Source organism: Candidatus Dormiibacterota bacterium, from assembly GCA_035635555.1.
Taxonomy (GTDB): domain Bacteria; phylum Acidobacteriota; class Polarisedimenticolia; order Gp22-AA2; family Gp22-AA2; genus Gp22-AA3.
In genome coordinates, this window is record DASQAT010000031.1 from 1 (window position 1) to 24,438 (window position 24,438).

Annotated in this window: 22 protein-coding genes; 15 read left to right on the top strand and 7 right to left on the bottom strand. The window is 68.9% G+C overall.

All coding sequences use genetic code 11. The features are described from left to right. Positions 1-915: hypothetical protein (locus VEW47_08270; protein HYS05175.1), on the top strand; the 915-nt coding region annotated here is incomplete at its 5' end. Positions 916-1,057: 142 nt separating this feature from the next. After that, positions 1,058-2,140 carry a redox-regulated ATPase YchF gene (ychF, locus tag VEW47_08275; GenBank protein ID HYS05176.1) on the top strand — a complete coding sequence of 361 codons (1,083 nt, stop codon included), beginning with the start codon at positions 1,058-1,060 and terminating at the stop codon, positions 2,138-2,140. Between the two features lie 45 nt (positions 2,141-2,185). On the opposite strand, the gene selA is transcribed toward ychF, so the two are convergent. After that, on the bottom strand, positions 2,186-3,646 hold the full coding sequence (gene selA, locus VEW47_08280) for an L-seryl-tRNA(Sec) selenium transferase (protein ID HYS05177.1): 1,461 nt from the start codon (positions 3,644-3,646) through the stop codon (positions 2,186-2,188). A 195-nt stretch (positions 3,647-3,841) separates the two neighbouring features. Here selA and VEW47_08285 point away from each other — a divergent pair, with 195 nt between their 5' ends. Further along, complete coding sequence (locus VEW47_08285) at positions 3,842-4,483, top strand: MXAN_5187 C-terminal domain-containing protein (GenBank protein HYS05178.1); 642 nt, start codon at positions 3,842-3,844, stop codon at positions 4,481-4,483. 9 nt (positions 4,484-4,492) lie between these two features. Then, positions 4,493-5,284 (top strand): tetratricopeptide repeat protein, encoded by a 792-nt coding sequence (locus tag VEW47_08290; protein HYS05179.1) that lies wholly within the window; start codon positions 4,493-4,495, stop codon positions 5,282-5,284. A gap of 241 nt (positions 5,285-5,525) precedes the next feature. Here the strand turns inward: VEW47_08290 and rhaD are convergent, their stop codons facing one another. Next, positions 5,526-7,859 (bottom strand): bifunctional rhamnulose-1-phosphate aldolase/short-chain dehydrogenase, encoded by a 2,334-nt coding sequence (gene rhaD, locus VEW47_08295; GenBank protein HYS05180.1) that lies wholly within the window; start codon positions 7,857-7,859, stop codon positions 5,526-5,528. On the opposite strand from rhaD, the gene VEW47_08300 reads away from it, so the two are divergent. The 3 genes from VEW47_08300 to purH all read left to right on the top strand — a co-directional run bounded on the left by VEW47_08300 (position 7,755) and on the right by purH (position 10,638). Then, a complete protein-coding gene (locus tag VEW47_08300; protein HYS05181.1) occupies positions 7,755-8,120 on the top strand; it encodes a hypothetical protein in 366 nt (121 codons plus the stop codon). The two genes, rhaD and VEW47_08300, sit on opposite strands and share 105 nt — an antisense overlap. Positions 8,121-8,185: 65 nt before the next feature. Beyond that, a complete protein-coding gene (locus VEW47_08305) occupies positions 8,186-9,043 on the top strand; it encodes a hypothetical protein (protein ID HYS05182.1) in 858 nt (285 codons plus the stop codon). Continuing rightward, the gene (gene purH, locus VEW47_08310) at positions 9,040-10,638 is read left to right on the top strand and encodes a bifunctional phosphoribosylaminoimidazolecarboxamide formyltransferase/IMP cyclohydrolase (protein HYS05183.1); all 1,599 of its coding nucleotides are present in this window, start codon (positions 9,040-9,042) and stop codon (positions 10,636-10,638) included. Before VEW47_08305 ends, purH begins: the two co-directional genes overlap by 4 nt. 42 nt (positions 10,639-10,680) lie before the next feature. Here purH and VEW47_08315 read toward each other — a convergent pair whose 3' ends face one another. Together VEW47_08315 and VEW47_08320 are read right to left on the bottom strand one after the other, a co-directional pair. Next, entirely contained in the window at positions 10,681-13,317 is a 2,637-nt protein-coding gene (locus VEW47_08315; GenBank protein ID HYS05184.1) for a hypothetical protein, read from the bottom strand. Positions 13,318-13,429: 112 nt separating this feature from the next. After that, a complete protein-coding gene (locus tag VEW47_08320) occupies positions 13,430-14,083 on the bottom strand; it encodes a tetratricopeptide repeat protein (GenBank protein ID HYS05185.1) in 654 nt (217 codons plus the stop codon). Positions 14,084-14,163: 80 nt separating this feature from the next. Between VEW47_08320 and VEW47_08325 the strand changes: the two genes are divergently transcribed. From VEW47_08325 to rlmN, 4 genes are all read left to right on the top strand, one after another. Next, positions 14,164-15,081: an ABC transporter permease gene (locus tag VEW47_08325; protein HYS05186.1), complete on the top strand. Its 918-nt coding sequence runs from the start codon at positions 14,164-14,166 to the stop codon at positions 15,079-15,081. A gap of 14 nt (positions 15,082-15,095) precedes the next feature. Then, positions 15,096-16,748, top strand: a complete 1,653-nt coding sequence (locus VEW47_08330; protein ID HYS05187.1) for an ABC transporter substrate-binding protein — start codon at positions 15,096-15,098, stop codon at positions 16,746-16,748. A gap of 11 nt (positions 16,749-16,759) precedes the next feature. Next, complete coding sequence (locus tag VEW47_08335) at positions 16,760-17,719, top strand: ABC transporter permease (protein ID HYS05188.1); 960 nt, start codon at positions 16,760-16,762, stop codon at positions 17,717-17,719. Between the two features lie 370 nt (positions 17,720-18,089). Further along, on the top strand, positions 18,090-19,133 hold the full coding sequence (rlmN, locus tag VEW47_08340) for a 23S rRNA (adenine(2503)-C(2))-methyltransferase RlmN (GenBank protein HYS05189.1): 1,044 nt from the start codon (positions 18,090-18,092) through the stop codon (positions 19,131-19,133). A 56-nt stretch (positions 19,134-19,189) separates the two neighbouring features. Here rlmN and thiE read toward each other — a convergent pair whose 3' ends face one another. Both thiE and VEW47_08350 read right to left on the bottom strand, forming a co-directional pair. After that, entirely contained in the window at positions 19,190-19,828 is a 639-nt protein-coding gene (thiE, locus tag VEW47_08345) for a thiamine phosphate synthase (GenBank protein ID HYS05190.1), read from the bottom strand. After that, positions 19,825-20,064: a hypothetical protein gene (locus VEW47_08350; GenBank protein HYS05191.1), complete on the bottom strand. Its 240-nt coding sequence runs from the start codon at positions 20,062-20,064 to the stop codon at positions 19,825-19,827. Before VEW47_08350 ends, thiE begins: the two co-directional genes overlap by 4 nt. A 141-nt stretch (positions 20,065-20,205) precedes the next feature. Here VEW47_08350 and VEW47_08355 point away from each other — a divergent pair, with 141 nt between their 5' ends. Genes VEW47_08355 through VEW47_08365 form a run of 3 tightly spaced genes read left to right on the top strand, consistent with a single transcriptional unit; the run spans position 20,206 to position 22,613 of the window. Continuing rightward, positions 20,206-21,057 (top strand): menaquinone biosynthesis protein, encoded by an 852-nt coding sequence (locus VEW47_08355; GenBank protein HYS05192.1) that lies wholly within the window; start codon positions 20,206-20,208, stop codon positions 21,055-21,057. 1 nt (position 21,058) lies between these two features. After that, positions 21,059-22,228 carry a cyclic dehypoxanthinyl futalosine synthase gene (gene mqnC / locus VEW47_08360; GenBank protein ID HYS05193.1) on the top strand — a complete coding sequence of 390 codons (1,170 nt, stop codon included), beginning with the start codon at positions 21,059-21,061 and terminating at the stop codon, positions 22,226-22,228. Positions 22,229-22,244: 16 nt separating this feature from the next. Continuing rightward, complete coding sequence (locus tag VEW47_08365; GenBank protein HYS05194.1) at positions 22,245-22,613, top strand: hypothetical protein; 369 nt, start codon at positions 22,245-22,247, stop codon at positions 22,611-22,613. Here the strand turns inward: VEW47_08365 and amrS are convergent. Continuing rightward, the gene (gene amrS, locus VEW47_08370; GenBank protein ID HYS05195.1) at positions 22,547-23,680 is read right to left on the bottom strand and encodes an AmmeMemoRadiSam system radical SAM enzyme; all 1,134 of its coding nucleotides are present in this window, start codon (positions 23,678-23,680) and stop codon (positions 22,547-22,549) included. The genes VEW47_08365 and amrS overlap by 67 nt on opposite strands. Before the next feature lie 172 nt (positions 23,681-23,852). On the opposite strand from amrS, the gene VEW47_08375 reads away from it, so the two are divergent. Then, the coding region (locus VEW47_08375; protein ID HYS05196.1) for an SRPBCC family protein at positions 23,853-24,438 on the top strand (586 nt) is incomplete at its 3' end.

Here is a 24,438-nt window from a genome sequence, read left to right on the forward strand (position 1 = left end):
GCGGCGGGGCTGGTCGCCGGCTCGGCGCATAGGCAGATTGCGCGCTCGCTGGGATGCGCGCCGTCGACGGTGACCCGGCTGGCGGCGCGGCTCGGGCGTCACGCCATCCTGCTGTTGGCGCGCGCCCTGTTCGAGCTCGGCGGGAGCGTGGACGAGCCGTTCGTCCTCGACCACTTCGAAACGTTCGAGTTCACCCAGGACTATCCCTTTGGAGTCGCCACGCCGGTGGGGGCGGAGTCGTGGTTCGTGTACGGCCTCGACCCGGCGCCGCACGCGCGCACCGGACATCGTTCGGCGATTCAGCAGCGACGACTGGAGGCGCGTCCCAGGCGGTCGGCCCGAGGCGGCTACGCCGGCTCCAGCGGCCGCACCCTCGACCTGCTGGTGGCCCTCGGGAAACCCGGCCGGAGCGTGCGGGTCAGAGGCGACGGGCATCCGGCCTACGACCACGCGGTCGCACGACACCAAGAAGCTCGCCGCCTGGTCCTCGAACGCTACCCCAATCCGCGCCGCGGACCGAAGGGCTCACCCCGCTCCGCCGCGGCCCGCGTCAGAGACCAGGCGATGTTCCCGGTGGACCTGCTGCACAAGATCCTGCGGCACACCCTGGCGCACCAGAGGCGGGAGACCATCGCCTTCGGGCGACGCTTGAACGCCATCCTGGAGCGCCTGTTCCTGGCCGCCGTATGGCGCAACTTCGTCAAGCGCCGCTCGGAGCGGCGTCCCGACCCGCGCACTCCGGCGATGCACCTGGGACTGACCGACGCGCCCTGGAGCTGGAAGCGGCTGCTGTCACACCGCCTGTTCTTTCACCGACTGAAGCTCCCCGGCGTCTGGTCCTCCCTCTACCGCCGCCTCTGGACCACACCCCTCCTTCCTTCCAATACCCGCCACAACCTCGCCCGGGCGTTCTAATCAACCTAGCAATCACTGAGCCTTGGAACCTGACCCCGGAGAGATTGCCCTGTCAATCGGGTCGCAGACACTTCCAGACATCAAGAACCACACTCTCGGCACCACATTGGATAGAATCCCGCCGCATGAGGGGGGAGTCGCCTTGAAAATCGGCCTGCTAGGCTTCTCGAAAGTAGGCAAGACCACTCTGTTCAACATCCTGACCGGCGCCCACGTCGCCGTGGAGAAGTACGCCTCAGGGAAAGCCGAGCCGAACGTCGGCGTCGCGAAAGTGCCCGAGCCGCGTCTCGACCGGCTGTCTACGATGTTCAAGCCCAAGAAGACAACCCACGCCCACGTCGATTTCCTCGACATCGTGGGGCTGCAGAAGGGGGAGGCCAAATCGATCGACCTGAAGGAGATGCGCAACGTGGACGCCATCGCCCACGTGGTGCGCGCGTTCCGGGACGACTCGATCCCGCACTCCGAAGGGTCGATCGATCCGAGGCGCGACATCGGCACCATGGAGACCGAGCTGATCCTGGCGGACCTCGATGTGGCGCAGCGGCGGCTCGAGCGGCTGGAGCTGAACATCAAGAAGGCCAAGAACAAGGACGACGAGCTGGAGCTGCCGGTGGTCAGGCGTTGCCTGGAGGCGCTCGAGCGCGAGACCCCCATCCGCGAGCTCGACCTGTCGGACGACGATCTGAAGAAGATCCGGGGCTTCGCCTTCCTGACCGCCCGTCCGATGCTCCTCATCGTCAACCTGGACGAGGCGGACGTCAGGACCATGGCCGGGTTCGTGGAAGGGTTCGGTCTACAGTCGTTCGCGGCCCGGCGCCAGATGGCGTTGTGCGCGATCTCCGCCAAGGTGGAGGAGGAGATCGCCTCCCTGGACGCCGCCGATGCGCGGGCGTTCCTCGACGATCTCGGGCTTCATGAGCAGGCGAAGGACCGTCTGATCCGTGCCGCCTTCGGTCTTCTCGGCCTGATCCAGTTCTTCACCGTGGGCGAGGACGAGTGCCGCGCCTGGCCGGTGCGGCGCGGTGCCACGGCCCCACGCGCGGCCGGGGCGATCCACTCCGACTTCGAGAAGGGGTTCATCCGCGCCGAGGTCGTGTCGTACGACGACCTCGTGGCCACGGGGAGCATCGCCGCGGCGCGCGAGAAGGCGAGGCTGCGTTCGGAGGGGAAGACCTACGTCGTCCAGGACGGCGATGTGATCAACTTCCGGTTCAACGTCTGACCCCGGTCGATGACCTCGGCGCCGGGTTGTCCGGCGGCGGGATGTTCACGCCCGGACGGCGAGAGCGACCAGCGCATCCAGAAGAGTCCCCTCCTGCTCCTCCGGCACCGTTCGCAGGTCGAGCAGGACCCGCCCCTCCTCGATGCGCGCGATGACCGGCGTGGTGTGGGAGCGCAGGGCGGCCTCTACGGACCGGGCCGACCGGCCGGGCACCCTCACCTCCAGAAGAGACGTCGGCAGCCCCTCCTCCGGGGCCGAGCCACCGCCGGAGACCGACTGTCCCTGGACGATCGCCAGGGCCAGACCGTCCTTCGCGCGCGCCGCGACCCTGTCCATCAGGAGACGCGCGCGCGCCTCGATTACCGCGGGCGTCATCGTCACCATCCGAAGGACCGGCAGGCTCGATTCGGCGGTGCCCCGCACGTACTCGAGGAGGACCGTCTCGAGCGCGGCGTAGGTCATTTTGTCGACGCGCAGCGCCCGGGTCAGCGAGTTCTCCTTCATCGGTCCGACCAGGTCCCTGCGGCCGACGATCAGACCGGCCTGCGGGCCGCCCAGCATCTTGTCGCCGCTGAAGCAGACGGCGTCGGCGCCGTCCGCCAGGGCGTCGAAGACCGACGGCTCGTTGAGCAGACCGTGCGGTCGGAGGTCGATGAGGTTGCCGCTCCCCTGGTCGAGGAGCACGGGCACCTTGCGCCGCCGGCCGAGGAGGGCGACCTCCTTGAGCGTCGCCTGCGCGGTGAACCCGACGATGCGGTAGTTGCTCGGGTGGACCTTGAGGATCAGCCCGGTCTTCGGCCCGATGGCGCGCTCGTAATCCGAGAGGCGCGTCTTGTTCGTCGCGCCGACCTCGCGCAGGACGGCACCGCTCTTGCGCATGACGTCGGGGATGCGGAACGAGCCGCCGATCTCGACCAGCTCGCCACGCGACACGATGACCTCCTTCCCCTCGGCCAGGGTGTTGAGGGCCAGGAGCACGGCCGCCGCGTTGTTGTTGACGACGTGGAACGCCTTCCCGGGGAACAACAGGCCGAAGACACGATCCAGATGGGCCGAGCGCGAGCCGCGCGAGCCCCGCGCCAGGTCGTACTCGAGCGTCGTGCAGGACCGCGCAACCTCGGCCATGCGCCGCGTCGCAGCCTCGGGCAGCACCGCGCGTCCGAGGTTGGTGTGCAGGATCACGCCGGTGGCGTTGACGACCGGCCTGATCGAGGACGAGGTCCGGGCCCGGGCCGCGTGCTCGATCCAGTCGGGCAGCCCCGCGATGGCGCCGTCGAGCGCGGCCGCGTCCAGCTTCCCGGATCGGACGTGGTCCCGCAGGGTCGCGAGACGCTCGCGCAGCAGGGCCGCGACCAGCCGGCGCCCATGGCGATCCGCCGCGAGGCGGACGTCCTCCCGCTCCATGACGGCATGGACCTGGGGCAGGCCCCGCAGCGCCACCCGCCCCGCCCCCTTCGCGCCGGAGCGGCGCGCGCCACGCATCATGACCGGTCTGGTCGCGGACATCGGGGCTCCGGGGCGCGGGGTTTGCGCGCGAGAACAAAGTGGTAATCGAATCAGGACGGGCATTTCACCACACGTGCGAAGGGACTGTCAAAGATCCGGCTTTTGAATTCTGGTGAGAGTGGAACCTATATTGAAGCACGCAAGCCAGAGCGTCATCGCCCCCTCGAGGGCGATCGCGAACGAGGACGACAGACCTTGACCGTCGAAGAAGAGATCCGCCAGGTCGACACCCAGATCACCAAGCTCAAGATCCAGTTCGACCTCTATTTCATCGGCTCGGTCCAGAAGCCGCCGACCGACCAGCGCGACGCCCTCGACAAGCAGCTGAAGAAGCTTCAGTTCAATCTCAAATCGTCCGGAGACCGCTTCCTCTACAACGCGGTGCTCAACAAGTTCAACGCCTACTCCGAGCTGTGGCTGAAGAACCTGAGGACCAAGGAGGAGGGAGCGCACCTCCACCCGCTCGCCCGGCGTCACGCGCAGCAGGCGGGGGCGGCGGCCGGCGCGAACGGAGGGTCGAACGGGTCCGCGGCCACGGCCGCGCATCCGGGGACCCGGCACAAGGCGGGCCACCGGCCGGGTGAGCACCGGCCGCCCGACTCGTGGCGCATCTCCACGACCCAGCGGAACGACGCGGCGCTGAAGAACTTCTACCAGAACTTCGTCGCCGCCAAGACGAAGGCGGGGGACAAGAAGACTCCGTCGTTCGACTCCTTCGCCCGCGAGATCGCCCGGCATGCCGCCGCCATCAAGGGCCAGGTCGATTGTGAGACGATCGACTTTAAGATATACTCCAAGGACAACAAGGTGAGCATCAAGGCGAAGCCTTTGAAATAGGAGGTCCGCATGAAGGTCCGACCGGCGGCTCTGATCCTCGTCCTCGCGGTCGCCGGAGCGATTTTCACGGGTCTGTTCGCACAGGAGACGGGCGGGGCCGCCCCGCCGCCCGAGCCGACACCGACCCCCGGACCCAGTCCCACTCCGACTCCGCCACCGCCCATCCCGCCCGGACCCGCGCCATCGCCGTCGCCCACTCCGACGCCCGCACCCGCGCCGGGTCGCGCCGGCGCCAAGGGATCGTCCCCCTCCGGGTCCATCTCCGGCAGCGGGACGGCGTCGATCGTCCAGGCGTACCCTCTCGAGTATCGCTCGATCGTCGATAAGCTGCGGGACGACCCGAACAACCCCGCCCTCCTGAACGAGCTGGGCAACTACCTCGTGCAGCACGGCCGGCTGCAGCAGGCGATCGTGCAGTATCAGAAGGCGGTGAAGGCCCAGCCCGACCTGGCGATCGCCTGGAACAACCTGGGGGTCGCCTTCACGGCCTCCGGCAAGTCCGCCGACGGCGAGGGGGCCTACCGGAGGGCGATCAAGGTGAGCCCGGGCTACGGTCTGGCCTACTACAACCTCGGGGCCAGCTACGATCAGCGCGGCAGCTACGACGATGCGATCACGTACTACCAGCGCGCCATCGAGATCGACCCGACGCTCCTCGACGTGCGCGTCAACCCGCAGATCGTGAGCAACCGCCATATCCCGGCTATTCTCGCCAAGTCCTACCTGGACCGGGGCGGCTCGGCGGTCCTCCCGGTCCAGTCGATGTACCCCCCCAAGACCCGCAAGCCCAGCAAGCCCTGACACCCCCGGGTCGCGGGGCAGCGGCCGCTGCCTTCGTGTCTTTGAACGCTCTGTCGTTGCGCCCGCGAAACGTCGACCGCTGAGCGCGGCGGGCCCGGCTTCCACCGCGCGGCCGTGTGAGACCTCGCGCCGGGGCCCCGCCGCGCGGAGTTCGCGCGGTGGGCGGCGCGAGGCGAACCGAGGGGAGGCTTGCGCAGCAAGCCGGACCCGTGCCGCGCGGTGGAAGCCGGGCCCGCCGCGCTCAGCGGGGGAAGGCCTCCCGCACGCCCCCATCGACGGTGACGATGCAGCCGGTAGTCTTGGAGGAACGATCGGAAGCCAGCCAGAGCGCCGACTCGGCGACGTCCTCGGCCAGCACGCGGACCTTGAGCAGGTTGCGGTTGCGGTAGAACTCCTCGAGCCTCTCGACCGCCACGCCGTGAGCCCGGGCGCGCTCCTCGCGCACCTCGTCCGACCACAGACGGGAGTCCTGGAAGATGGCGTCGGGGTTGACGATGTTCACCCGGACGCCGTGCTCACCGGCCTCGATCGCCAGGACGCGCGCCAGCTGCGTCTCGGCCGCCTTGGCGGCGCTGTAGGCGCCGAAATCCTTCCCGGGGGCCAGCACGTTCTTGGAGGCGATGAAGACCAGGCTGCCGCCGATCCCCTGCTCTTTCATGACCCTCAGGGCGGCGCGCGACACCAGGAAGTGGCCGGTGGCGTTGACGTCCAATGAACGGCGCCAGTCCTTCAGATCCATCGTGTCGATCGGGGATGAGTGGGCCACCCCGGCGTTCGAGACCAGGACGTCCAGCCCGCCGTAGAGGACGATCGCCTCCCGGAAGGCCGCCAGGACGGCGGTCTCATCCGTGACATCCAGCCGGAGACCGGCCGCCCGGTCCAGGCCATGACGGTCGCAGATCTCGCGCGCCACGCTCGACGCCCCCTCGCCGTCCAGATCGGTGACGACGACGTGGCACCCCTCCGCCGCCAGCCTGCGGGCGACGGCGCGGCCGATGCCGTGGGCCGCGCCGGTGACCAGCGCGACCCGGCGCTCCAGCTCCTTGCCCGGGCGGGCCAGCGTGAGCTTGTACAGCTCCATCGGCCAGTACTCGACGTCGAACGTGTCCTGGACGTCCAGGGAACGGTACTCGCCGATCCCCTGCGCCGACCGCAGAACGCCGATGGTGTGGTGATAGATGTCCGCCACGATGCGCGTGTGCCTGGCGTCCTTCCACGCCGTGAACATCCCGAGACCCGGAATCAGGATCACCCGCGGCTGCGGATCCAGCTTCGGCTCCTTCCCCGTCGCGTGCTTCTTGAAATAGAGGTCGTACCAGGAGGCGTAGCTCGCGAGCCCCCTGGCGATCGCCTGCTTGAGGGCGGCGATCCCCTCCTCCGTTTCCAGGGCGGAGGCGAAGCGCGGGTCCACGAACAGCGGTCGCGGCTTCGTGTACAGGAGGTGGTCCGGCGTCGCCGGCCCGGCCAGCGACAGCTGCGGGCCCGCTTCCGAGCCCACGAACCCGAGGACATCGTCCTCGTCGTCATAGCGCAGGACGACCCGCTTCGGATGAGCGGCTGCGGTCTCGGCGTCCACGGCCTCCGTCGAGCGGCCGCTCAGGAGCCCCCGCAGGTACGGCGCGATGCGCGCGACGATCGCGCGACGGGCCTCCTTCGCCAGCGCCGGCCGGGCCGTCTGCCCGAACACCCGCTTCCCCTTCCCGCGGTCGCGCGCGTACTCCTCGGCGCGGGTGTTCATCTCGATCGTGGCGTCGTACGAGTCTTTCGCCGTCCGTCCCCAGGTGATGAGACCATGCTTCTCGAGGACGACGCAGCGCGCCCCGGGATGTTCCGCGACCGCCGCCGCCACCTGGCGCGACAGGGCGAACCCGGGGCGGCGGTACGGGATCCACACCGCCTCGTCTCCATAGACCGCCTCCACGTGCCGCCGGCCGTCGACGGTGTTCGTGAGCCCCAGGATGGCGTCGGCGTGCGTGTGATCGATGTGGGGATGCGGAACGAATCCATGCAGGAGCGTCTCGATCGAAGGACGCGGCGACCCCGGCTCCATCAGGCACTGCACGAGGTAGCCGACCATCTCGTCGTCGCTCATCGAGCCGCGCTCACGGAGAGGCTCGAGGTCGTCCAGACGGATGCCGGGGAACTGCTTCGCCTCGATCGTCTTGAGGTCCGAGCCGCTCCCCTTGATGCGCATGACGCGCACGCTCCGGCCGCGGAAATCGGTCTCCGTCAGCTTGATCGACGTGTTCCCCCCGCCCCAGACCACCAGACGGGTGTCGCGGCCGATCAGGCGGGAACGGTAGACCAGCAGGTCGAGCCCCTCGAGGCCTTTGGCTTCCGTGTCGCTCCACAGGTTGTCCATGACCCGCGGATTATATTGGACTGTCGTGCTCCATGCGCAACACTCTCCGCGCCACGTAGGTGAGGTTCCCTGTGGCTGCGGGCCCGAAGACGCCGTATATTCGGAAGGATGCGCGCCCCCCTCGATCGCAAAAAAGTGATCCGCCTGATCGTCCTCGCTCTCTCCCTGGCGGGGCTGGCGGTGGCCGCCGCCGCCTTTCTGCGGTTCGTGCACTCGGTGGCCGCGAACGCCGTGGAAGGCGGTCCCGCGCTGACCCGGTATGCCGAGTACTACAAGCAGATCGGGGCTTACTATGCCCGCGGATTCACCACCGGCTTCTTCGTCTGCTACTTCCTGATGCTCTTCGCCATGGTCGTCGGATCGTGGGTGGACGAGAAGCGCCGGGTCCGCCGCGACGCGCGCGCCGCCGGGACGGCGGTCCGGGAGACAGCCACCGCACCCGCCCTCGCCGGCGAGCCGGTCGTCCCCGAATAGAAGGCCCGGCAGCCCGGCCGGGATTGCGCGTTGTCACGGCGGATGACCGCTGCTAGAATCCGCGCATGTCGCGACGCGTCCGGGCGACCGGCCTCATCGTGCTTTTCCTCTGGCCCGTGGCGCTGGCGCAATCCTGGACGGACGCCACGCGCTCCCGGATGGTCCGGGACGCGCTCAAGATCTCCCCGCCGGCGCTGAGCGAAATCCTCGCGCATTACGAGAAGGACCTGCAGCGCGGCATGCTCGAGCCGTCGCGGCACGAGAGCGAGGAGGTCCATTTCCAGCTCGCCGACGGCAAAGGGGGGCTCGCCGGGGTCGCCATCGACCGGAAGGTGCGCGACATCCGCGGTCTGCTCGCCAGGCGGGCGCCGTTCGGCAGCGTCACCTACGAGATGGGCGTGCTGTCGCACCTGGTGGCGGACGTCGAGTTCCCCCTCAGCGCCTCGGACGCCGATCCGCGCGAGCCCCTGTACCGTGACGCCTACAGCCGGTACATCGAGCGCATGCTCGATCGGATTCCATTCGTCCTCGATCGCGACGCTCCGCCAGCGCTCGAGAAGGACGACATCCGGGGGTTCGTCAGGGACATCGCGCGCCGCGCCGGCAGGAACTACGCGCTCATAGGCCCGGCGTTCAAGGACGACGGCACGCCGAAGTCCCCCTCCGCCCTCGACGAGCGCTCCGTCCCGTTCGGGATCGCCTCCTTGTCGTACTCGCACTCCACGAGCGACATCGCCTGGATCTGGAGGCACCTGTGGGTCTCGATCAACGGCGACATGCACGGCACGCCGTTCCTGGGAGCGCCGCCTCCCGAGAAGGTCAAGGTCCCGCCCCGCCCGCCCAAGACGAAACGCGCAGCGCCCCCGGCGACTTCCAAGGCCTCGCCGACTCCTTCGCCGACACCGGCCCAGGGGACGCCGTGACGAGACCGGCCGGCAAGAAGCGCGCGCTCGTCAGCGTCTTCGACAAGACCGGCGTCGTCGATCTCGGTCGCGAGCTCACGGCCCTCGGATACACGCTTCTGTCCACCGGCGGGACCGCGGCGGCGCTGAAGGGGGCCGGCGTGCCGGTCGTGGAGATCGCCCACTACACCGGCCAGCCGGAGATCCTGGAAGGGCGCGTCAAGACCCTCCACCCGAAGGTCCATGGCGGCATCCTGGCCGACCTCTCGAAGGAATCCCATCGCGCCGATCTGACGCGATCGGGGATCGAGCCGATCTCCCTGGTGATCGTGAACCTCTACCCCTTCCGCGAGGTCGCGGCGCGTCCCGGGGCGCGTCTCGAGGAGATCATCGAGATGATCGACGTCGGCGGGCCGGCCATGGTGCGGGCGGCGGCCAAGAACCACCGCCACGTCGGCGTCGTGGTCGACCCGGCGGACTATCCGGCGATCCTGAAGGAGCTGAAGGAAGGGGGCGCGCTGGGGGACGAGACGCGGTTCTCCCTGGCGGTCAAGGCATTCGCCCACACCGCGTCGTACGACGCGGCCATCCGTGACGAGCTGACGGCGCGGCTGGCCGGGACGACGGCCCCTTCCGGCCAGCCCCCGCCATCGGCCGGCGCACGCGTGGTCTTCCCCCCGCGGCTCGTGATCGAGGCGCGTCTCCTGCAGGAGCTGCGCTACGGGGAGAACCCGCATCAGCGCGGGGCGCTCTACGCGGACCCGGGCGAGACGTCCGGAACCGTGGCCGCCGCCCGGCAGGTGCAGGGGAAGGACCTGTCGTTCAACAACATCATCGATCTCGATGCCGCCTGGAGGGCGGTGAACGAGTTCGACGTTCCGGCCGCGGTCATCATCAAGCACAACAACCCGTGCGGCGCCGGCACGGGCGGCTCGCTGAAGGAGGCGTTCATCAAGGCGCGGCAAGGCGATCCGACATCCGCGTTCGGCGGAATCGTCGCGTTCAACCGGCCGCTCGACGCGCCCGCCGCCCTGGAGGTCGCGTCGATCTTCCTGGAATGCCTCATCGCCCCGGGCTACGAGGCCGCGGCGCGCGACGCGCTCGCGGAGAAGAAGAACCTGCGCGTGATGGAGGCGGGCCCGGCGCGGGACATGTACCGCGGGATCGATGTCCGGCGCGTGACCGGCGGCTACCTGGCGCAGGACTGGGACGTGGTCAGGACCGACATGGCGAAGGCGCGCGTGGCGACGCGGCGGGCGCCCACCCCCGACGAGCTGCGGGCGCTCGACTTTGCCTGGCGCGTCGCCAAGCACGTCAAGTCGAACGCCATCGTCCTGGCGCACGCGGATCGGACGATCGGCATCGGCGCCGGTCAGATGAGTCGCGTCGACTCGGTGCGCCTGGCGGTGATGAAGTCCCTCGTGCCGACCCGGGGAGCCGCGCTGGCGTCCGACGCGTTCTTCCCGTTCCGCGACGGCATCGACGAGGCCGCCAGGGCCGGTGTCGCGGCCGTGGCCCAGCCGGGCGGCTCGCTCAAGGACAGCGAGGTGATCGCGGCCGCCGACGAGCACGGCATGGCGATGGTGCTGACGGGCAGCCGCCACTTCCGGCACTAAGATAAAAGGGCGATCGGAGTCCCGGGTCGGGTCGGCGGACGGCTAGCGCTGATCGAAGGCGCGCGGCGTGAGGCCGTCCGTGAAGGCGTAATAGGTGCGGTCCTTCGCCCGGTTCGAATACTTCTCGGCGACTTCCTGAAGCTTCAAAGCGGAGGCGTCGTCCGGGTCGACCGCCAGCTCCTCGGACAGCTTGACCTGGGCATCCTTCGTGTTGCCCGCCTTCAGGAGCGCGACGGCCCAGTTGTACCACGAGTTCCGGATGTACAGGTCGATGTCCCCGAGACCCTTGTCGCGCGGCAGGCGGTAGAGCTTGCGCAACGCGTTCTCGTAATCCTTGTCCGCGTAGAGCCTCTTCGTCGAGTCGAACTCGTCCTGCAACTTCTGGTCAACGTCGATCTTCGCCTGCGCCTTGTCGGCGAGATCCTTCACCTCGATGTTGGCCGGGTCGAGGGCCAGGACGGCGTTCAGCTTGGCGCGCGCCTCCCGCCACTTCCCGAGACCGAGCAGCCGGCGGCCGTCCGCCGTGTAGACCGCGATCCGTCTCTGCGTCTCTTCCTTCGAGAGTGCGGGGACCGTTGGAGGCTTGATTGGTTCCGACGACTGCGGGGCAGCGTTCGAGGGGGCCGCTCCGGCCACACCACCGGCCGGCGCTGCCGCGGGAGGCCGGTTGGTCCCGGCGGCCGCTCCGCCCGGAGCCTGCGCCGCCGCGGGCGGGACCTGAGAGGGTGCAGGCCCCGGCGCCCCGACGGACGCGGACGCCCCATCCCCCTGCGGGGGCGGGGCGGTCTGCTGCCGGCTCGTCCCGCCGATGGGCGTGGGGATGGGACCATGGCCCCCGTCGACGGCTCCGGCAGGGGCTCCCGCGGGTGGGGCGACCGGATGGCTCGGCTGACCGAGTCCGCCGAGCAGGCGGGGCAGCAGGCCGGGCTGCGTGTAGACGTACCAGCCCCCTCCACCGATGCCGGCGAGGAGGAGCAGAAGAAGGAAGAGTTTCTTCAGCGAAGAGCCGCCACGGCGCCCCGACGGCACCGGTCTCGGTCTCTCGGCCTGCCGGAATTTCGTCGCGGGCGCGGGGGACTCGAACACGTCGGCAGCCTGGGCGGCCGTTTCGGAGCGCCCCCTCCCCTTGCCCGCCGGGGCGTGCGTCGCGGTCTTCGGGCTCGCCTTCGCCACCGGCACCGACTCGGGCTCCTTGGTGGCCGTGTCGTGGGAGGCGCCAGGCATTCCGGGCATGTCGCTCGAATCGAGGAGCGACATCAGATCCATCCCGCCTGTGTCGGCCGGCTTGCCTGTCGCCTTGGCGCCGGTGCCGCGCAGGAGTCCGCGCTCCTTGTCCTTGAGGTTGAGCTGCGTGAGCTCGGTCTCCCAGGCGGCCGTCGCCTCCTCGCCCACGTCGGCGACAGGCACGGTGCCGGAAGCAGCGTCCGGCTTGACCGGCGCCGCCGTCTGCGGCGTGGTCCTGGCCGGGGGGTTCGCCGGCGCCGCCGGTTTCGCGGGGGCGGAGGGAGCGGGGACCGGTCCCTGGCTCTTCTTCGCCGCACCTGAAACGACGGGCGGGGGGACGACCGGTCCAGCCTTGGGAGCGGGCGCCTCCTTCACCTCGGCGGCGGCCGTCCCCTGGAGCGGAGCGGGGGGCGACGGCGGCGTGGCGGAAGCGGGCTCGCTGTGAACGACGCGCGACGTGGGGGGACGGACCGTCCGGGCCTCGACAACCTCTTCCTGGACCGCGGGGGGATCGGGTGAGCCGATGCCCCCCGGACCCTCTCCGGCCAGCTCGAATGGAGACTCCTCCGGTCCCGTGCCGCCGAGCGCCGGATCGTCGAACGCCGCCTCGAGCGCCGCGCGCGCGGAGACCTCTTCCTGCGTCCGCGCCGCCTCGCCCGGTTCGGAATCCCGGCTCAGGGCGCCGGGCGCGGGTTCGGGAGCCTCAAAAGCCTCGGGGTGCTGCTCCCGGGCCGCCTGGGCCGGCGCGGGCGGCACCGGCGTCGCGGGGGGCCCGGCGGGCGTTCTCTGGTTCAGCTTGACGCCGGCGGCGATCGCCTGCGGCATGGTCAGCTTGACGGTCATGCCGCCGAGCTGGCTGGCCGCTGCCTTCAGGCTCGCCTGGATCTTGTCCCGGATCTCCTTGAGCAGGGTCTTGCCGCCCGGGTGCGTCGCGTCGAGAGCGAAGACCTTCTTGCATTCCGCCTCGGCTTCCGAGAATCGCTCCTGCGATAGAAGCTCGCGGGCGAGGACCAGGTGCTCTTCGATGAACGGCGACGACTCGAAGGCGTGCTGAGCCTCTTCGAGAAGTTTGAGGATCTCGGGCGATTCGGGATCGAGCGGCAGGAGGCCCTGCGCCCCCTCGATGGCCTCGGAGTACTTGCGCTCCGAAAGGAGCTGCTTGATGCGCGCGACACCGAGGTCGATCCGGGCCTCGGTCTCTTCGACCGGCGCCCCCGCGCCCGGGTCGGCGCCGTCCGCCGGAACCGCGACGGCCTCCTCGGCCCCCCCTGGCGATGCCGTGTCGAAGTCTCCCAGGAGGAGGGTGGCCATGCGGATCCCCTCCTGCGCCTTCTGGCTGCCGGGGTCGACGCTGAGGGCTTCCTTCCAGGCCTCGATGGCCCCCTTGTACTCACCTCCGTTGTAGAGGGAGGAGGCCTTGGCCAGGAGTTCCTGAAGTCTTTCGTCGTCGATCACGACTCCATCCGTGCCGGGCTGACGGAAAAATGGACAGACTCCAAGCCCCGCAACGGCTCAATTTATGCCCGGAGAACGGGAAGTCAAACTGCGGAGGAGGGTTCGGGGAGGCTCAGGAGGCCTGGCGCGGGACGGAGGACGAGGCCTTTTTCAGCGCCTCCTTCAGCATCGGCAGATCCTTGAAGCCCGGGTTGATCTCCTCGACCCTGGAGAACGCGTCGGTCGCGGTCTTGACATCGTTCTTGCTCGACAGGGCCACGATCCCCAGATTGAGCCAGGTCTGCCAGTGTCTGGAATCGTAGGAGAGGGAGGTGCGGAATTGCGCGATCGCGTCGTCGGCCATGCCCATCTCGTACAGACAGATCCCCATGTCGGTGCGCGCGTCCACATCCTTCGGGGTGACCTCGAGGCCTCTCTTGTAAAACTGTACGGCCTCCTCGAACTTGCGGGCGTCGTGGTACATGTTTGCGAGGCGGATGAGGGACGCCGCGTCTTTCGGGTTCTTCTCGATCGCCGCCTTGAGGCTCTTGATCTCCTCGAACACGGTCGCCATCATCTGCTCGTTCCCGCCGCCGCCTCCGACGGCACCGCCCCCCTGGTCCGCCGGCTGCGGGACGCTCTGCCCCATGCCCATGTTGCCCGCGGCCGGCACGGGAGCGGCCTGCTGCACGACCTTCGGCTCGTGCACGGCGTAGGCGATGACGTATCCGAGGAGGAAGCCGAACAGGATTCCGGAGACGAGAAACTGCAACTGGTCCTTGTTCATGCGAAGACGGAACCTAGCACAGGAATCCGGGTGAAGCAAGGCGAGACGGGTTCCGGGCGCCGCTGTGCTATAGTCCCGGCGTGACGCCCGTGACGTCGCCCGCGCCGCCCCTTCCTGGTCGTTCACGCTCCCGCTTTTCGCTGCTCGTCGGATCGATCCTCGTCGGCGCGTTCCTGATGTGCGCTCTCCTCGCGCCTGGAATTTCGGCCTGGCTCGGCGACGATCCGTACACGCAGGTGGCCCCGCGCTCGGTCACGCCGCCGACGCCTCCGACCGCGCGCAACTGGCTCGGCACCGACGCGCTCGGCCGCGATCTACTGAGCCGCCTGCTGTACGGGGCACGCATCTCCCTCGAGGTCGGGGTCCTGGCCGAGGTCATCGCTCTGGCGATCGGCACGGCCCTCGGCGCCGCGGCCGGCTACACGGGCGGACGAATCGACGCCTTCCTGATGCGCTGCACCGACCTGGTGCTGGCCTTCCCTGCGCCGCTTTTGGCCCTGGCGATCATCGCCACGGTTCCCGAGCCCGACACCGCGCCGCTGCTCCGGGTCCTGCCGCACCCGTCGGTCGGCGTGGTGTTCCTGGTCCTCGGCTGTCTGGGCTGGGGGGGCATCGCCAGGCTGGTGCGCGCCGAGTTCCTGCGCCTGCGCGAGCAGGAGTTCGCGCAGGCGGCGCAGGCCATGGGCGCCGGAGGCGTCCGCGTCGTGCTCCGCCACCTGCTGCCGAACGCCCTGCGGCCGCTCATCGTCGCGGGGACGCTCGGCATCGGCGGGAACATCCTGATGGAGTCCTGGCTGTCGTTCCTCGGGGTGGGCGCGCGGCCGCCCCTTCCATCCTGGGGGACCATGGTGACTGAGGGGCAGGAATACTTCCTGGCCCGGCCGTGGGTCTGTCTGTCCCCGGGCCTGGCGATCCTCCTCGTCGTTCTGGGGTTCAACCTTCTTGGAGACGCGATCGGCGACAGGCTCGACCCGCGCCGCAACCGGGCCGTCGCGTGAGCGGAGACACAGGCATGCACAGAGACGACCCCGCCCCTCGCGTCCGCCCCCTGGCCGCGGCCCTGCTCGCCGTCACCCTGGCCTCGGCCGCGGTCACCGCCTGCGCCCCCGCGGGCCCCGCCCCGAAGAAGGAGGAGCAGGTCTTCCGCTTCCGGCTGCACGAGGATCCGCCGACGCTCGATCCGGCCCTGTCGAACGATCAGTTCTCCGAGGCGGTCATCCTGAACGTCAACCGCGGCCTGGTCGAGCTCGACCCGCTCACGCTCGAGATCCATCCGGCGGTCGCCGACTCCTGGACGATTTCCCCCGACAACCGCGTGTACACCTTCCACCTGCGCGACGGCGTCCGGTTCCACAACGACCGCGCGGTGACGTCCCAGGACGTGGCGTATTCCTTCAAGCGACTTCTGAGGAAGGAGACCGGCTCGCCGCGCCGTTTCCTGCTCGAGCCTCTCGAAGGGGCCGGAGAGTTCATCGGCGGCAAGAGCGCCGACGTGAAGGGTCTGGAGACTCCCGACGATCGCACCGTGGTGCTGCGTCTGTCGAAGCCGTTCGCGCCGTTCCTGTCGCAGCTGACCATGGCCAACGCGGCCATCCTGCCGAAGGAGGTGTACGACGATCCGGGCAAGGCGTACCTGCGCGCGCCGGTCGGGTGCGGCCCCTTCAGGTTCGCGCGCTGGGAGCAGGCCAACTTCATCGAGCTCGCGGCCTTCGGCGGCTACTACGGCGGGAGACCGGCGCTGGACCGCGTGATCATCCGCATGATCGAGAACCGGGCGAGCGCCCTGCAGGAGTACATCGCCGGTGGACTCGACAGTCTCGACGAGACCCCCTCGGTGACGGACACGGCGATGATGGAGAAGATCGGCAAGGACGTCAGGAAATACCCCTTCATCGGCACCGGCTACATCGGCTTCAACCTGGCGCTCCCGCCGTTCGCCGGCAACCCGGATCTTCGAAAGGCGTTCAACTACGCCGTGGACAAGGCGTACCTGTGGGAGGTGCTCTCCCCCGGCGGGAACACGCCGGCCAACGGGATCATCCCACCCGGCATCCCCGGACACGACGCCGATCTGCCGGGCTACCCGCACGACGAGGCGAAGGCGAGGAGCCTCCTCGCGAAGGCGGGCTATCCCGGCGGGAAGGGACTTCCGCCGATCGCGCTGTGGGTGAACACGGGAGAGGACAACAGGAAGATCGCCACGCAGATCCAGTCCGATTTGAAGACGATCGGCGTCGACATCTCCATCCGTGAAGTCGACTGGGGCGCCTACATCTCCGGCGTGTCGGGCACAGCCGAGAAGCCCGGGCAGGCGCAGATGTTCCGTTTCGGCTGGTACCTCGACTACCCGGACGCCGACGCCATCCTGAGACCGCTCCTGTCCTCCGCGAACTGGGGACCGGCGGGGAATTTCGGCCGCTACAAGAACCCCGCGTTCGACGCGCTCGTCGATCGCGCTCTCTCGCTGACCGACCCGAAGGAGCGCGCCCTGCTGTACGGCAAGGCCGAGAAGATCGCCGTCATGGACGACGCCGTCTGGATCTTCCTCAACTACTACCAGTCGGAGACGCTCTACAAGCCGTACGTGAAAGGGGTCGTCCTGTCGCCGCTGGGCGAGTTCCGCCTGCCGCTCGAGCGGCTGCGGATCGAGAGGGACGCGATCTGACGAGCTATCTCATCCGACGCCTCCTCGGACTGGTGCCCGTGCTCCTGGCCGCCGCGACGCTCGTCTGGCTGTTCGTCTTCTGCCTGCCCGGGGACCCCGCGCGTCTGATCGCCGGCGGCCGGGTGGCCGACCCGGACGTCCTCTCCGCCATCCAGAAGGAGTGGGGACTCGATCGTCCGGCGCCGTTGCAATATCTCACGTACCTCGGCAAACTCCTGCGCCTCGACCTCGGGACGTCGTACATCCAGAAACGAAGCGTCGCGTCGATCATCGCCGAGACGTTCCCGGCCACGTTCATCCTGGCGATCGCCGCCGTCCTGCTCGCCACCGTCTTCGGGCTCGGGCTGGGATCGATCGCCGCCCTGAACCGGGGCAGGCTCCTCGACACGCTCGTGCTGGTCCTCGCTCTCCTGGGCATGTCCATCCCGGTCTTCTGGCTCGGCCTCATGCTGATGCTGGTGTTCGCCGCGCGTCTCTCCTGGCTTCCCGTCCTGGGCTACGGCATGGAGGGGATGGTGATCCCCCTCACCTCGATCCGCCTGCCGGAATGGGACCACCTCGTCCTGCCGGCCGTGACGCTGTCCCTGGTGTCGATGGGGGCGATCGCGCGCATCACGCGCGCCAGTCTCGTCGAGGCGGGCACCGCCGACTTCCTGCGCACGGCCAGAGCCAAGGGGGCCGGCGCCGCCCGCGTCTTCGCGCGGCACGCCCTGCAGAACGCCCTCATCCCCGTGGTCACCGTGGTCGGGCTCAACTTCGCGTCTCTCCTCGGGGGGGCGGTCGCGACCGAGTACGTGTTCGCCTGGCCGGGCCTGGGGAAGACGATCGTGCGCGCCATCGGTCTTCGGGATCTGCCCGTCGTCGAAGGATGCTCACTGTTCCTGACCGCCGTCTTCGTCCTGGCGAGTCTCGGCATCGATCTCCTCTATCTCGTCCTCGATCCCCGCATTCACTACTCCTCGACCGCCTAGGAGTGTGTCCGAGTAATAGCATGGGCCGCGCACATGGGGCTTGCGAGTCCCAGGCGAGGCGCGAGGAGGAAACGATGCTGGTTGCATCGTTGACGACGAGCAACGAAGCATGGGGCCGCAATCCCCATGTGCCCAGGGGGTTCGTGGCGGCGCGGGGCCGTCCGCGTCGTTGCCGCTCCTCCGCGATGACTCACATCGCGGTCGTCGCGGCGCCTCGCGGCCGACCCCGCGGCGCCACGAACGCGACCCATGCTATTACTCGGACACACTCCTCGGAGTCGCGGCAGCGGCCCGGAACCCGGCTGCGGTGGCCGCCCCGGGGACCCCGGCCGCTTTGGGCTAGAATCGGGCTCACTCCGGAGGAGTCGCGATGCCGAAGGGCCTTCCGAACCTGCTGGGCCTGGACCGGAACGAGCTGGCCTCGGTCCTGGCGCCCCTCGACGCACGCCCGTTCCACGCCGCGCAGCTCTTCCACCAGATGTACGGACGCCTGGAGACCGATTTCCGGGCGATGACCGACCTGTCTTCGGCGCTGCGCCGCGAGCTGGCGGACCGCTTCCGGGTCGCTCTGCCGGAGATCAAGACGGTGCGCCGATCGACGGACGGGTCGAAGAAGTACCTGATGGTCCTGGAGGACGACCGCGAGATCGAATCGGTCTACATCGTCTACGGCACGCGCGTCACACTCTGCCTGTCGTCCCAGGTCGGCTGCCCTCTCGCCTGCCGGTTCTGCCTGACCGGGACGATGGGCCTCGTGCGCAACCTGACTCCGGGGGAGATCCTCGGGCAGGTCGTCGTGATGGCGCGCGACAACGCGCTTCGCGGAGCGGGCTATCGTGTCGTCCTGATGGGGATGGGCGAGCCGCTGAACAACTACGACCCGGTCATGAGCGCATTCCGCGTCATGGTGGACGAGAAGGGGTTCGGCCTGACGCCCCGCAGAGTCACCCTGTCGACCGCAGGTCTCGTTCCCGGGATCGACAGGCTGGCGAAGGAGCGCCCCCGGCCGCGACTGGCGATCTCCCTCGGGGCCGCCCACGATGCGCTGCGCGACGACCTGATTCCGATCAACCGCAAGTACGACCTGGAGGCGCTGGTGGCCGCCTGCCGCCGTTTTCCCCTGGGCCCGCGCGAGACGATCACCTTCGAGTACTGTCTCATCGACGGCGTGAACGACACCGACGCGGACGCCCGGCATCTTTCGCGTCTGACCCGAGGGTTCAAGTCCAAGGTCAACATCATCCCGTACAACGAAGCGGGGGTGCCCGGGTTCAGGACCCCCGCGGTGGACCGCGCCCAGAGATTCCGCGACACGCTTCTGGCCCGCGGTGTCATGGCCACGATCCGCTGGAGCAAGGGGCGCGACGTCGGGGCGGCCTGCGGCCAGCTCGCGACGACGGTCCCGGCGGGCTGAGCCCCCGATCGCGAGCGACGCCGCGCGGCAGACGGGGCGCGTGTCGAGGCCGGACGTCAGCCGACGAGGGCCGCCCGCAGGAGGCCGACCGCCGCGGCGGGATCCGGCGCGCCGGCGATGCAGGAGATGGCCGCGACACCGGCGATCGCGAGGCCGCGGAGCTCGGCCGCGCGCCCGGGCGTGATGCCGCCGATGGCCCAGACTGGAACGCGCACGCCCTCGACGACCTTGCGCAGGAGGTCCGGTCCCTGGGGAGGACCGAACGCAGCCTTGCCGGGCGTTTCGAACACCGGGCCGAAGATCAGGTAATCGGCCCCCTCCTTCTGCGCCTGCCGCGCCTCCGCCAGCGAGTGCACCGACCGGCCGATCACCCATCGTTTTCCCGCGGCGCGCCGCACCTTTTCGATCGGCAGCCCGTCGGCGGGCAGGTGGACGCCCGCCGCCTTCGCGGCGAGGGCGACATCGAGCCTGTCGTTGACCACGACCGGGCAGCGCCGAGCGGTCGACTTGGCGACCTCGACGATCTCGCGGGCCAGCGCCAGGAGCGGGCCCCCCGCGAGATCCTTCTCGCGCACCTGGATGAGATCGCACCCGCCCGCGATCGCCCCTTTGACCACCTCCAGGAGCGGCCGCTCACCGGTGGCCGTCCTGGAGGTGACGAAGCAGACGCCCGGTCTGTCGGGCCGGTGGATCATGGATTCTTGAGGTTGCGGCAGAACGCGAGGAAATCGACCGCCCCCATCCCGATCTGGAGGAGACCGAGGGCCGAGATCGATCCCCGGACGAAGCCGCTCAGGAGAATCGGGCGGAGGGGCGGGATCTGGGCGAAGTAGGAGTGGACCCAGAGAAGCGACCACGGGACCAGGACGAGGAATACGCCTGTCTCGACGATGTAAAGAAGATAGAGGAAGTAGAGGATCGGCCGTCTCATCGGACTCCGGTTGCTGCGGACATGCTCCAAAGAGTAGCAGATCCCTCGGCCCGGCGGCGATCCCCGGGGATGGGACGAGCGCCGGGTCGCGGCGATTGACTGACGGGGGGCTTCTGGTAGAATGCGCGTCCCAGCGATCCTATGAACGATCTGAGAATCGCCTCGGTCCCGTTCGTCAACGCGCAGCCGCTCACCTGGGGCTTCACGCGCGGCCCCTACCGCGGTATTTTCCGGCTCCAGCACACGGCACCCGCCCGGATACCGGACCTTCTCCGCGCGGGAAAGGTGGACGTCGGGTTGATCCCGTCCATCGAGTACCTGGGTCTTCCGGGGGCGGAGTTCCTGCCGCAGATCTGCATCGCCTCGAAGCGCCGGGTGCGCTCGGTCTACCTGGCGTCGCGGCTGCCCCTGGAGGAGATCAGGAGCGTCGCGCTCGATCTGAATTCCCGCACCTCGGTGGCCCTGCTCAAGATTGTCCTGTGGCGCAGGGGCGTGCGGGATGCGGCGTTCCACGAGCGGGCGCCGTCGCTCAAAGAGATGCTGCGCGACCACGACGCGGCTCTCCTCATCGGCGACGCGGCCTTGACGGCCGAGACATCCGGACTCCTGGTTCACGACCTGGCGGCCGAGTGGTTCGCCCTGACCGGTCTGCCGTTCGTCTTCGCCCTCTGGGCCGTGAGGCCGGGCGTGGTCCTGCCGGACGGGGTGCGGCCGTTCCTGGAATCGCGCCGCATCGGCATGGCCAACATCAGGGAGATCGCCCTGCGGGCGGGTGATGATCTCAAGATCGCAGCCGAGTCTGTCGAGTCGTACTTGAAGACGAACATCCATTTCTATCTCGGCTCCGAGGAACGCAGGGGGCTCGGGCTGTTTTTCCGGCAGGCCCAGCAGCTAGGCCTCACACCCGGCTGGCGGCCGATCCGTTTCCGCGAGCCGTTCGACTGGGAGCGGGTGCCGGCCCCCGCGGCCCCGGCGCGGCGCGCCGTTGAGTGAGATGCTTCCGATCGGGAACGACGAGGGCGGGATCGATCCCCGCATGTGGGAGCGCGTCGGTGACGAGGACCTGCGCAGGACACGCGCCCCGTCGCCGGACATCGATGCGATCCTGGATCGCGTCACGTCCGGCGAGCGGCTCCAGCCCGCCGAGGCTCTGCGTCTTCTTCGTGCGGCACCGCTTCTCGATCTCGGGATGGCGGCCGACCTGGTGCGTCGCCGCCTGCACCCCGAGCCGATCGTGACCTACATCGTCGATCGCAACATCAACTACACGAACGTCTGCGTCGTGCGCTGCTCCTTCTGCGCCTTCTATCGCGATCCCGGCCACCCCGAGGGATACCTGCACTCGAAAGAGTCGCTCTACGCCAAGATCGAGGAGACCCTGGCCCTCGGCGGCACCGGCATCCTCATGCAGGGTGGCCACCACCCCGATCTCCCCCTGGAGTGGTACGAGGACCTCCTGCGCTCGTTCAAGGAGAAGTTCCCGGGTCTGCACGTGCACGCCTTCTCGCCCCCCGAGATCCAGCACGTCGTCAAGGTGAGCCGGCGGCCGCTGGAGGAGGTGCTGCGCCGCCTGAAGACCGCGGGGCTCGACAGCATCCCCGGGGGAGGGGGCGAGATCCTCGTGGACGGGGTGCGCCGGGCCATCTCGCCGCTCAAGACCCTGTCCTCCGACTGGCTGGCCGTCATGGAGACCGCGCACTCGCTCGGGCTTCCCACCACCGCGACGATGATGTTCGGGCACGTCGAGACGTACGCGGACCGCGTGACGCACCTGGAGAAGATCCGCGCGCTCCAGGACCGCAGCCTGGAGCGCCGGGCGGCCTCGTTCACCGCGTTCATCTCCTGGACCTACAAGACCGAGAACACCGCGCTCGGCGGCCGGGAGGTGTCCAGCGCGGAGTACCTGCGCACGCAGGCGGTCACCCGCCTGTTCTTCGACAACATTCCGAACATCCAGTCGTCGTGGGTGACGCAGGGGAAGGAGATCGGCCAGATCGCCCTGAAGTTCGGCGCCAACGACATGGGCAGCACGATGATCGAAGAGAACGTCGTGCGGGCAGCGGGCGCCTACGGCTGCACGACGCGCACCGAGATCGAGCGCCTCATCCGCGAGGCGGGGTATATCCCCCGCCAGAGAGACACGCTGTACCGCCTGGTGTCCTGACCGCCCGGCCTCCGGAATGACCGGTCTGTTCATCGTCGAGACGCTTCTGGTCACCGCGGTCGTCCTGACGTTTTTCCTGACCGTGGGGACGATCTCCTACCGCATCACCGACACGAGTCTCCAGGTATGCATCCTCGGGGGGGTCGTCCGACGCATCCGTCTGGCCGACATCGAAGAGGTGCACCGCCGCGGCGCCCTGATCCACGAGAACTGGTCCTCGCTGAAGTTCTGGAACAGCGTGACGATCCGCAGGCGCTCGGGGTTGTTCAGGAACTTCGTCATCAGCCCGGACGATCCGGACGCGTTCGTGGTGCGGCTTCAGGATGCCGTGCGGCGGTCCGCGGAGCCGGCGTCCCCGCCGGGCGGCACCGCCTGGGGGTGGTAGGCGCCGCCGAGCCACAGCCCGGGGACGGCCGTGGCGCACTCCGGGCAGGTCCCCTTCGGGGTGACACGGTAATCCCGGATACGGTATCCGACCCGCTCGACGAGCAGCGCCCGGCAGGACGCGCACCGCGTGTTCTCGAGGTCCCCGACCCTGCCCGGGATGTTCCCCGCGTACACGAACCGCAGGCCCTCCTTCCTGCCGATCTCGGCGGCGCGCAGGAGTGTCGCCACCGGCGTGTTGTCCGGGTCGGTCATCTTGTAGTCCTTGTGGAAGGCGGTCACGTGCCACGGCATGTCGGGCGACACACCCCTGAGAAAGCGGGCGATGTCGGTGATCTCTTCGTCGGAGTCGTTGAAGCCCGGGATCAGCAGCGTCACGATCTCGACCCAGAACCCCTTGCGCTCGAGCATGACGATCGTGTCGAGGACGTTCTTGAGCGTGCCGCCGAGGGCTCGGTAATTCCGGTCGCGGAACGACTTCAGGTCGACCTTGTACAGCCGCACGTGCGGACGGATGTAATCGAGGACCTGCTCCGTGCCGTTGCCGTTGCTGATGTAGGCACAGACGAGACCGGCTTTCGACGCTTCCTTGAAGACGGCGACCGCCCACTCCGAAGTGATGAGCGGTTCGTTGTAGGTCGAGGCGAGGATCGCCGCCCCGGACCGCCTGGCCAGGGAAACCAGACCCTCGGGGGTGGTCCGATCGGGCCGCGAGACGGCATCCTTGTCGCGGATCGCCTGCGACGTGATCCAGTTCTGACAGTACCCGCAGTGGTAGTCGCACCCCAGCATTCCGAAGGACAGCGCGAGAGATCCGGGCAGGACGTGGAAGAACGGCTTCTTCTCGACCGGATCGACCTGAAGCGCCCCGACGTATCCCCACGGTACCTGAAGGCGGCCCCCGTCGTTGAAACGGACCCTGCAGATTCCCGGGCGCCCCTCCGGAATGAAGCAGCGATGGCCGCAGGCGTAGCAGCGCACCGCCCCATCGGGCAGCCGTTCGTAGATCTCCCCCTCACGCGTCATCTCCGAGAGTGTCTGCGCCAGGGGGGACGTGGAGCTTGCCATGGTGTCGTCATTATATCGCCGGACCCGGAGCGGTTTCCGGAGGTCCTGTGGTAGAGTTGCGGCAGTCGGTGCTCGCCGCGGGATCGTTGTTTTATCCGAACGCCCTCTGGTTCCTTCGCTGCCGGGTCAGTGCGCCCGGGGATCCGGACGGGTTGCGACAGGGAGCGCGTCGGTGGAATTCGATCACGGAGCGCCACTCTTGTTCTTCGTCGCGTCCGCCCTCGTGATCCTTCCGTTCCTCGTCGTCATATCCGGACTCTTTCCCAGGGCGCGGATCGATCTGGACCGCTCGGTGCTCGTCCACGCGCCGAGCGAGCGCGTCTGGGAGTTCGTGGGCAGCGTGCCGGCCCTTCTCGGCAGCCACGGCAGGTTCAGGGACTTCGGCCGTGTGACCGGGTGGTCGCTGCGGCACGGTGACGGCGAGAGCGCGGGATCGGTCTGGCGCGCGCTCGGCACCTGGGGCGCCTCGCCCTACTGGGCCGATATCGAGATCCTTCGCATCGTCCCCGGCAGGGAGATCGCCCTGCGACTGCGTCATGACTCTCTCGGCACCCAGAGAGGACTGCGCGATCACGTGGGATTGCTGTCGCTGGAATCGATCGATCCCGGCGCGACCAAGATCACCTGGCGGCTCGAGGCGCGCCTGCGCGGTCCGCGGCTTCGTCTCGCGTGTCTTCTATCCTCGCGGCGCCTGCGCGCGCGCCTTCTGGATCAGGGGCTGCGCTCCTTGAAGGTCGAGATCGACAGCGCGACGAAAG

Coding starts and splice junctions, on each gene's coding strand:
- VEW47_08365 (HYS05194.1), top strand. CDS start 22,245: ATGACCGGTCTGTTCATCGTCGAGACGCTTCTGGTCACCGCGGTCGTC.
- VEW47_08350 (HYS05191.1), bottom strand. CDS start 20,064: ATGAGACGGCCGATCCTCTACTTCCTCTATCTTCTTTACATCGTCGAG.
- amrS (HYS05195.1), bottom strand. CDS start 23,680: ATGGCAAGCTCCACGTCCCCCCTGGCGCAGACACTCTCGGAGATGACG.
- thiE (HYS05190.1), bottom strand. CDS start 19,828: ATGATCCACCGGCCCGACAGACCGGGCGTCTGCTTCGTCACCTCCAGG.
- VEW47_08320 (HYS05185.1), bottom strand. CDS start 14,083: ATGAACAAGGACCAGTTGCAGTTTCTCGTCTCCGGAATCCTGTTCGGC.
- selA (HYS05177.1), bottom strand. CDS start 3,646: ATGTCCGCGACCAGACCGGTCATGATGCGTGGCGCGCGCCGCTCCGGC.
- VEW47_08300 (HYS05181.1), top strand. CDS start 7,755: ATGCGCGCCCCCCTCGATCGCAAAAAAGTGATCCGCCTGATCGTCCTC.
- VEW47_08290 (HYS05179.1), top strand. CDS start 4,493: ATGAAGGTCCGACCGGCGGCTCTGATCCTCGTCCTCGCGGTCGCCGGA.
- mqnC (HYS05193.1), top strand. CDS start 21,059: ATGCTTCCGATCGGGAACGACGAGGGCGGGATCGATCCCCGCATGTGG.
- rlmN (HYS05189.1), top strand. CDS start 18,090: ATGCCGAAGGGCCTTCCGAACCTGCTGGGCCTGGACCGGAACGAGCTG.
- VEW47_08355 (HYS05192.1), top strand. CDS start 20,206: ATGAACGATCTGAGAATCGCCTCGGTCCCGTTCGTCAACGCGCAGCCG.
- VEW47_08330 (HYS05187.1), top strand. CDS start 15,096: ATGCACAGAGACGACCCCGCCCCTCGCGTCCGCCCCCTGGCCGCGGCC.
- VEW47_08305 (HYS05182.1), top strand. CDS start 8,186: ATGTCGCGACGCGTCCGGGCGACCGGCCTCATCGTGCTTTTCCTCTGG.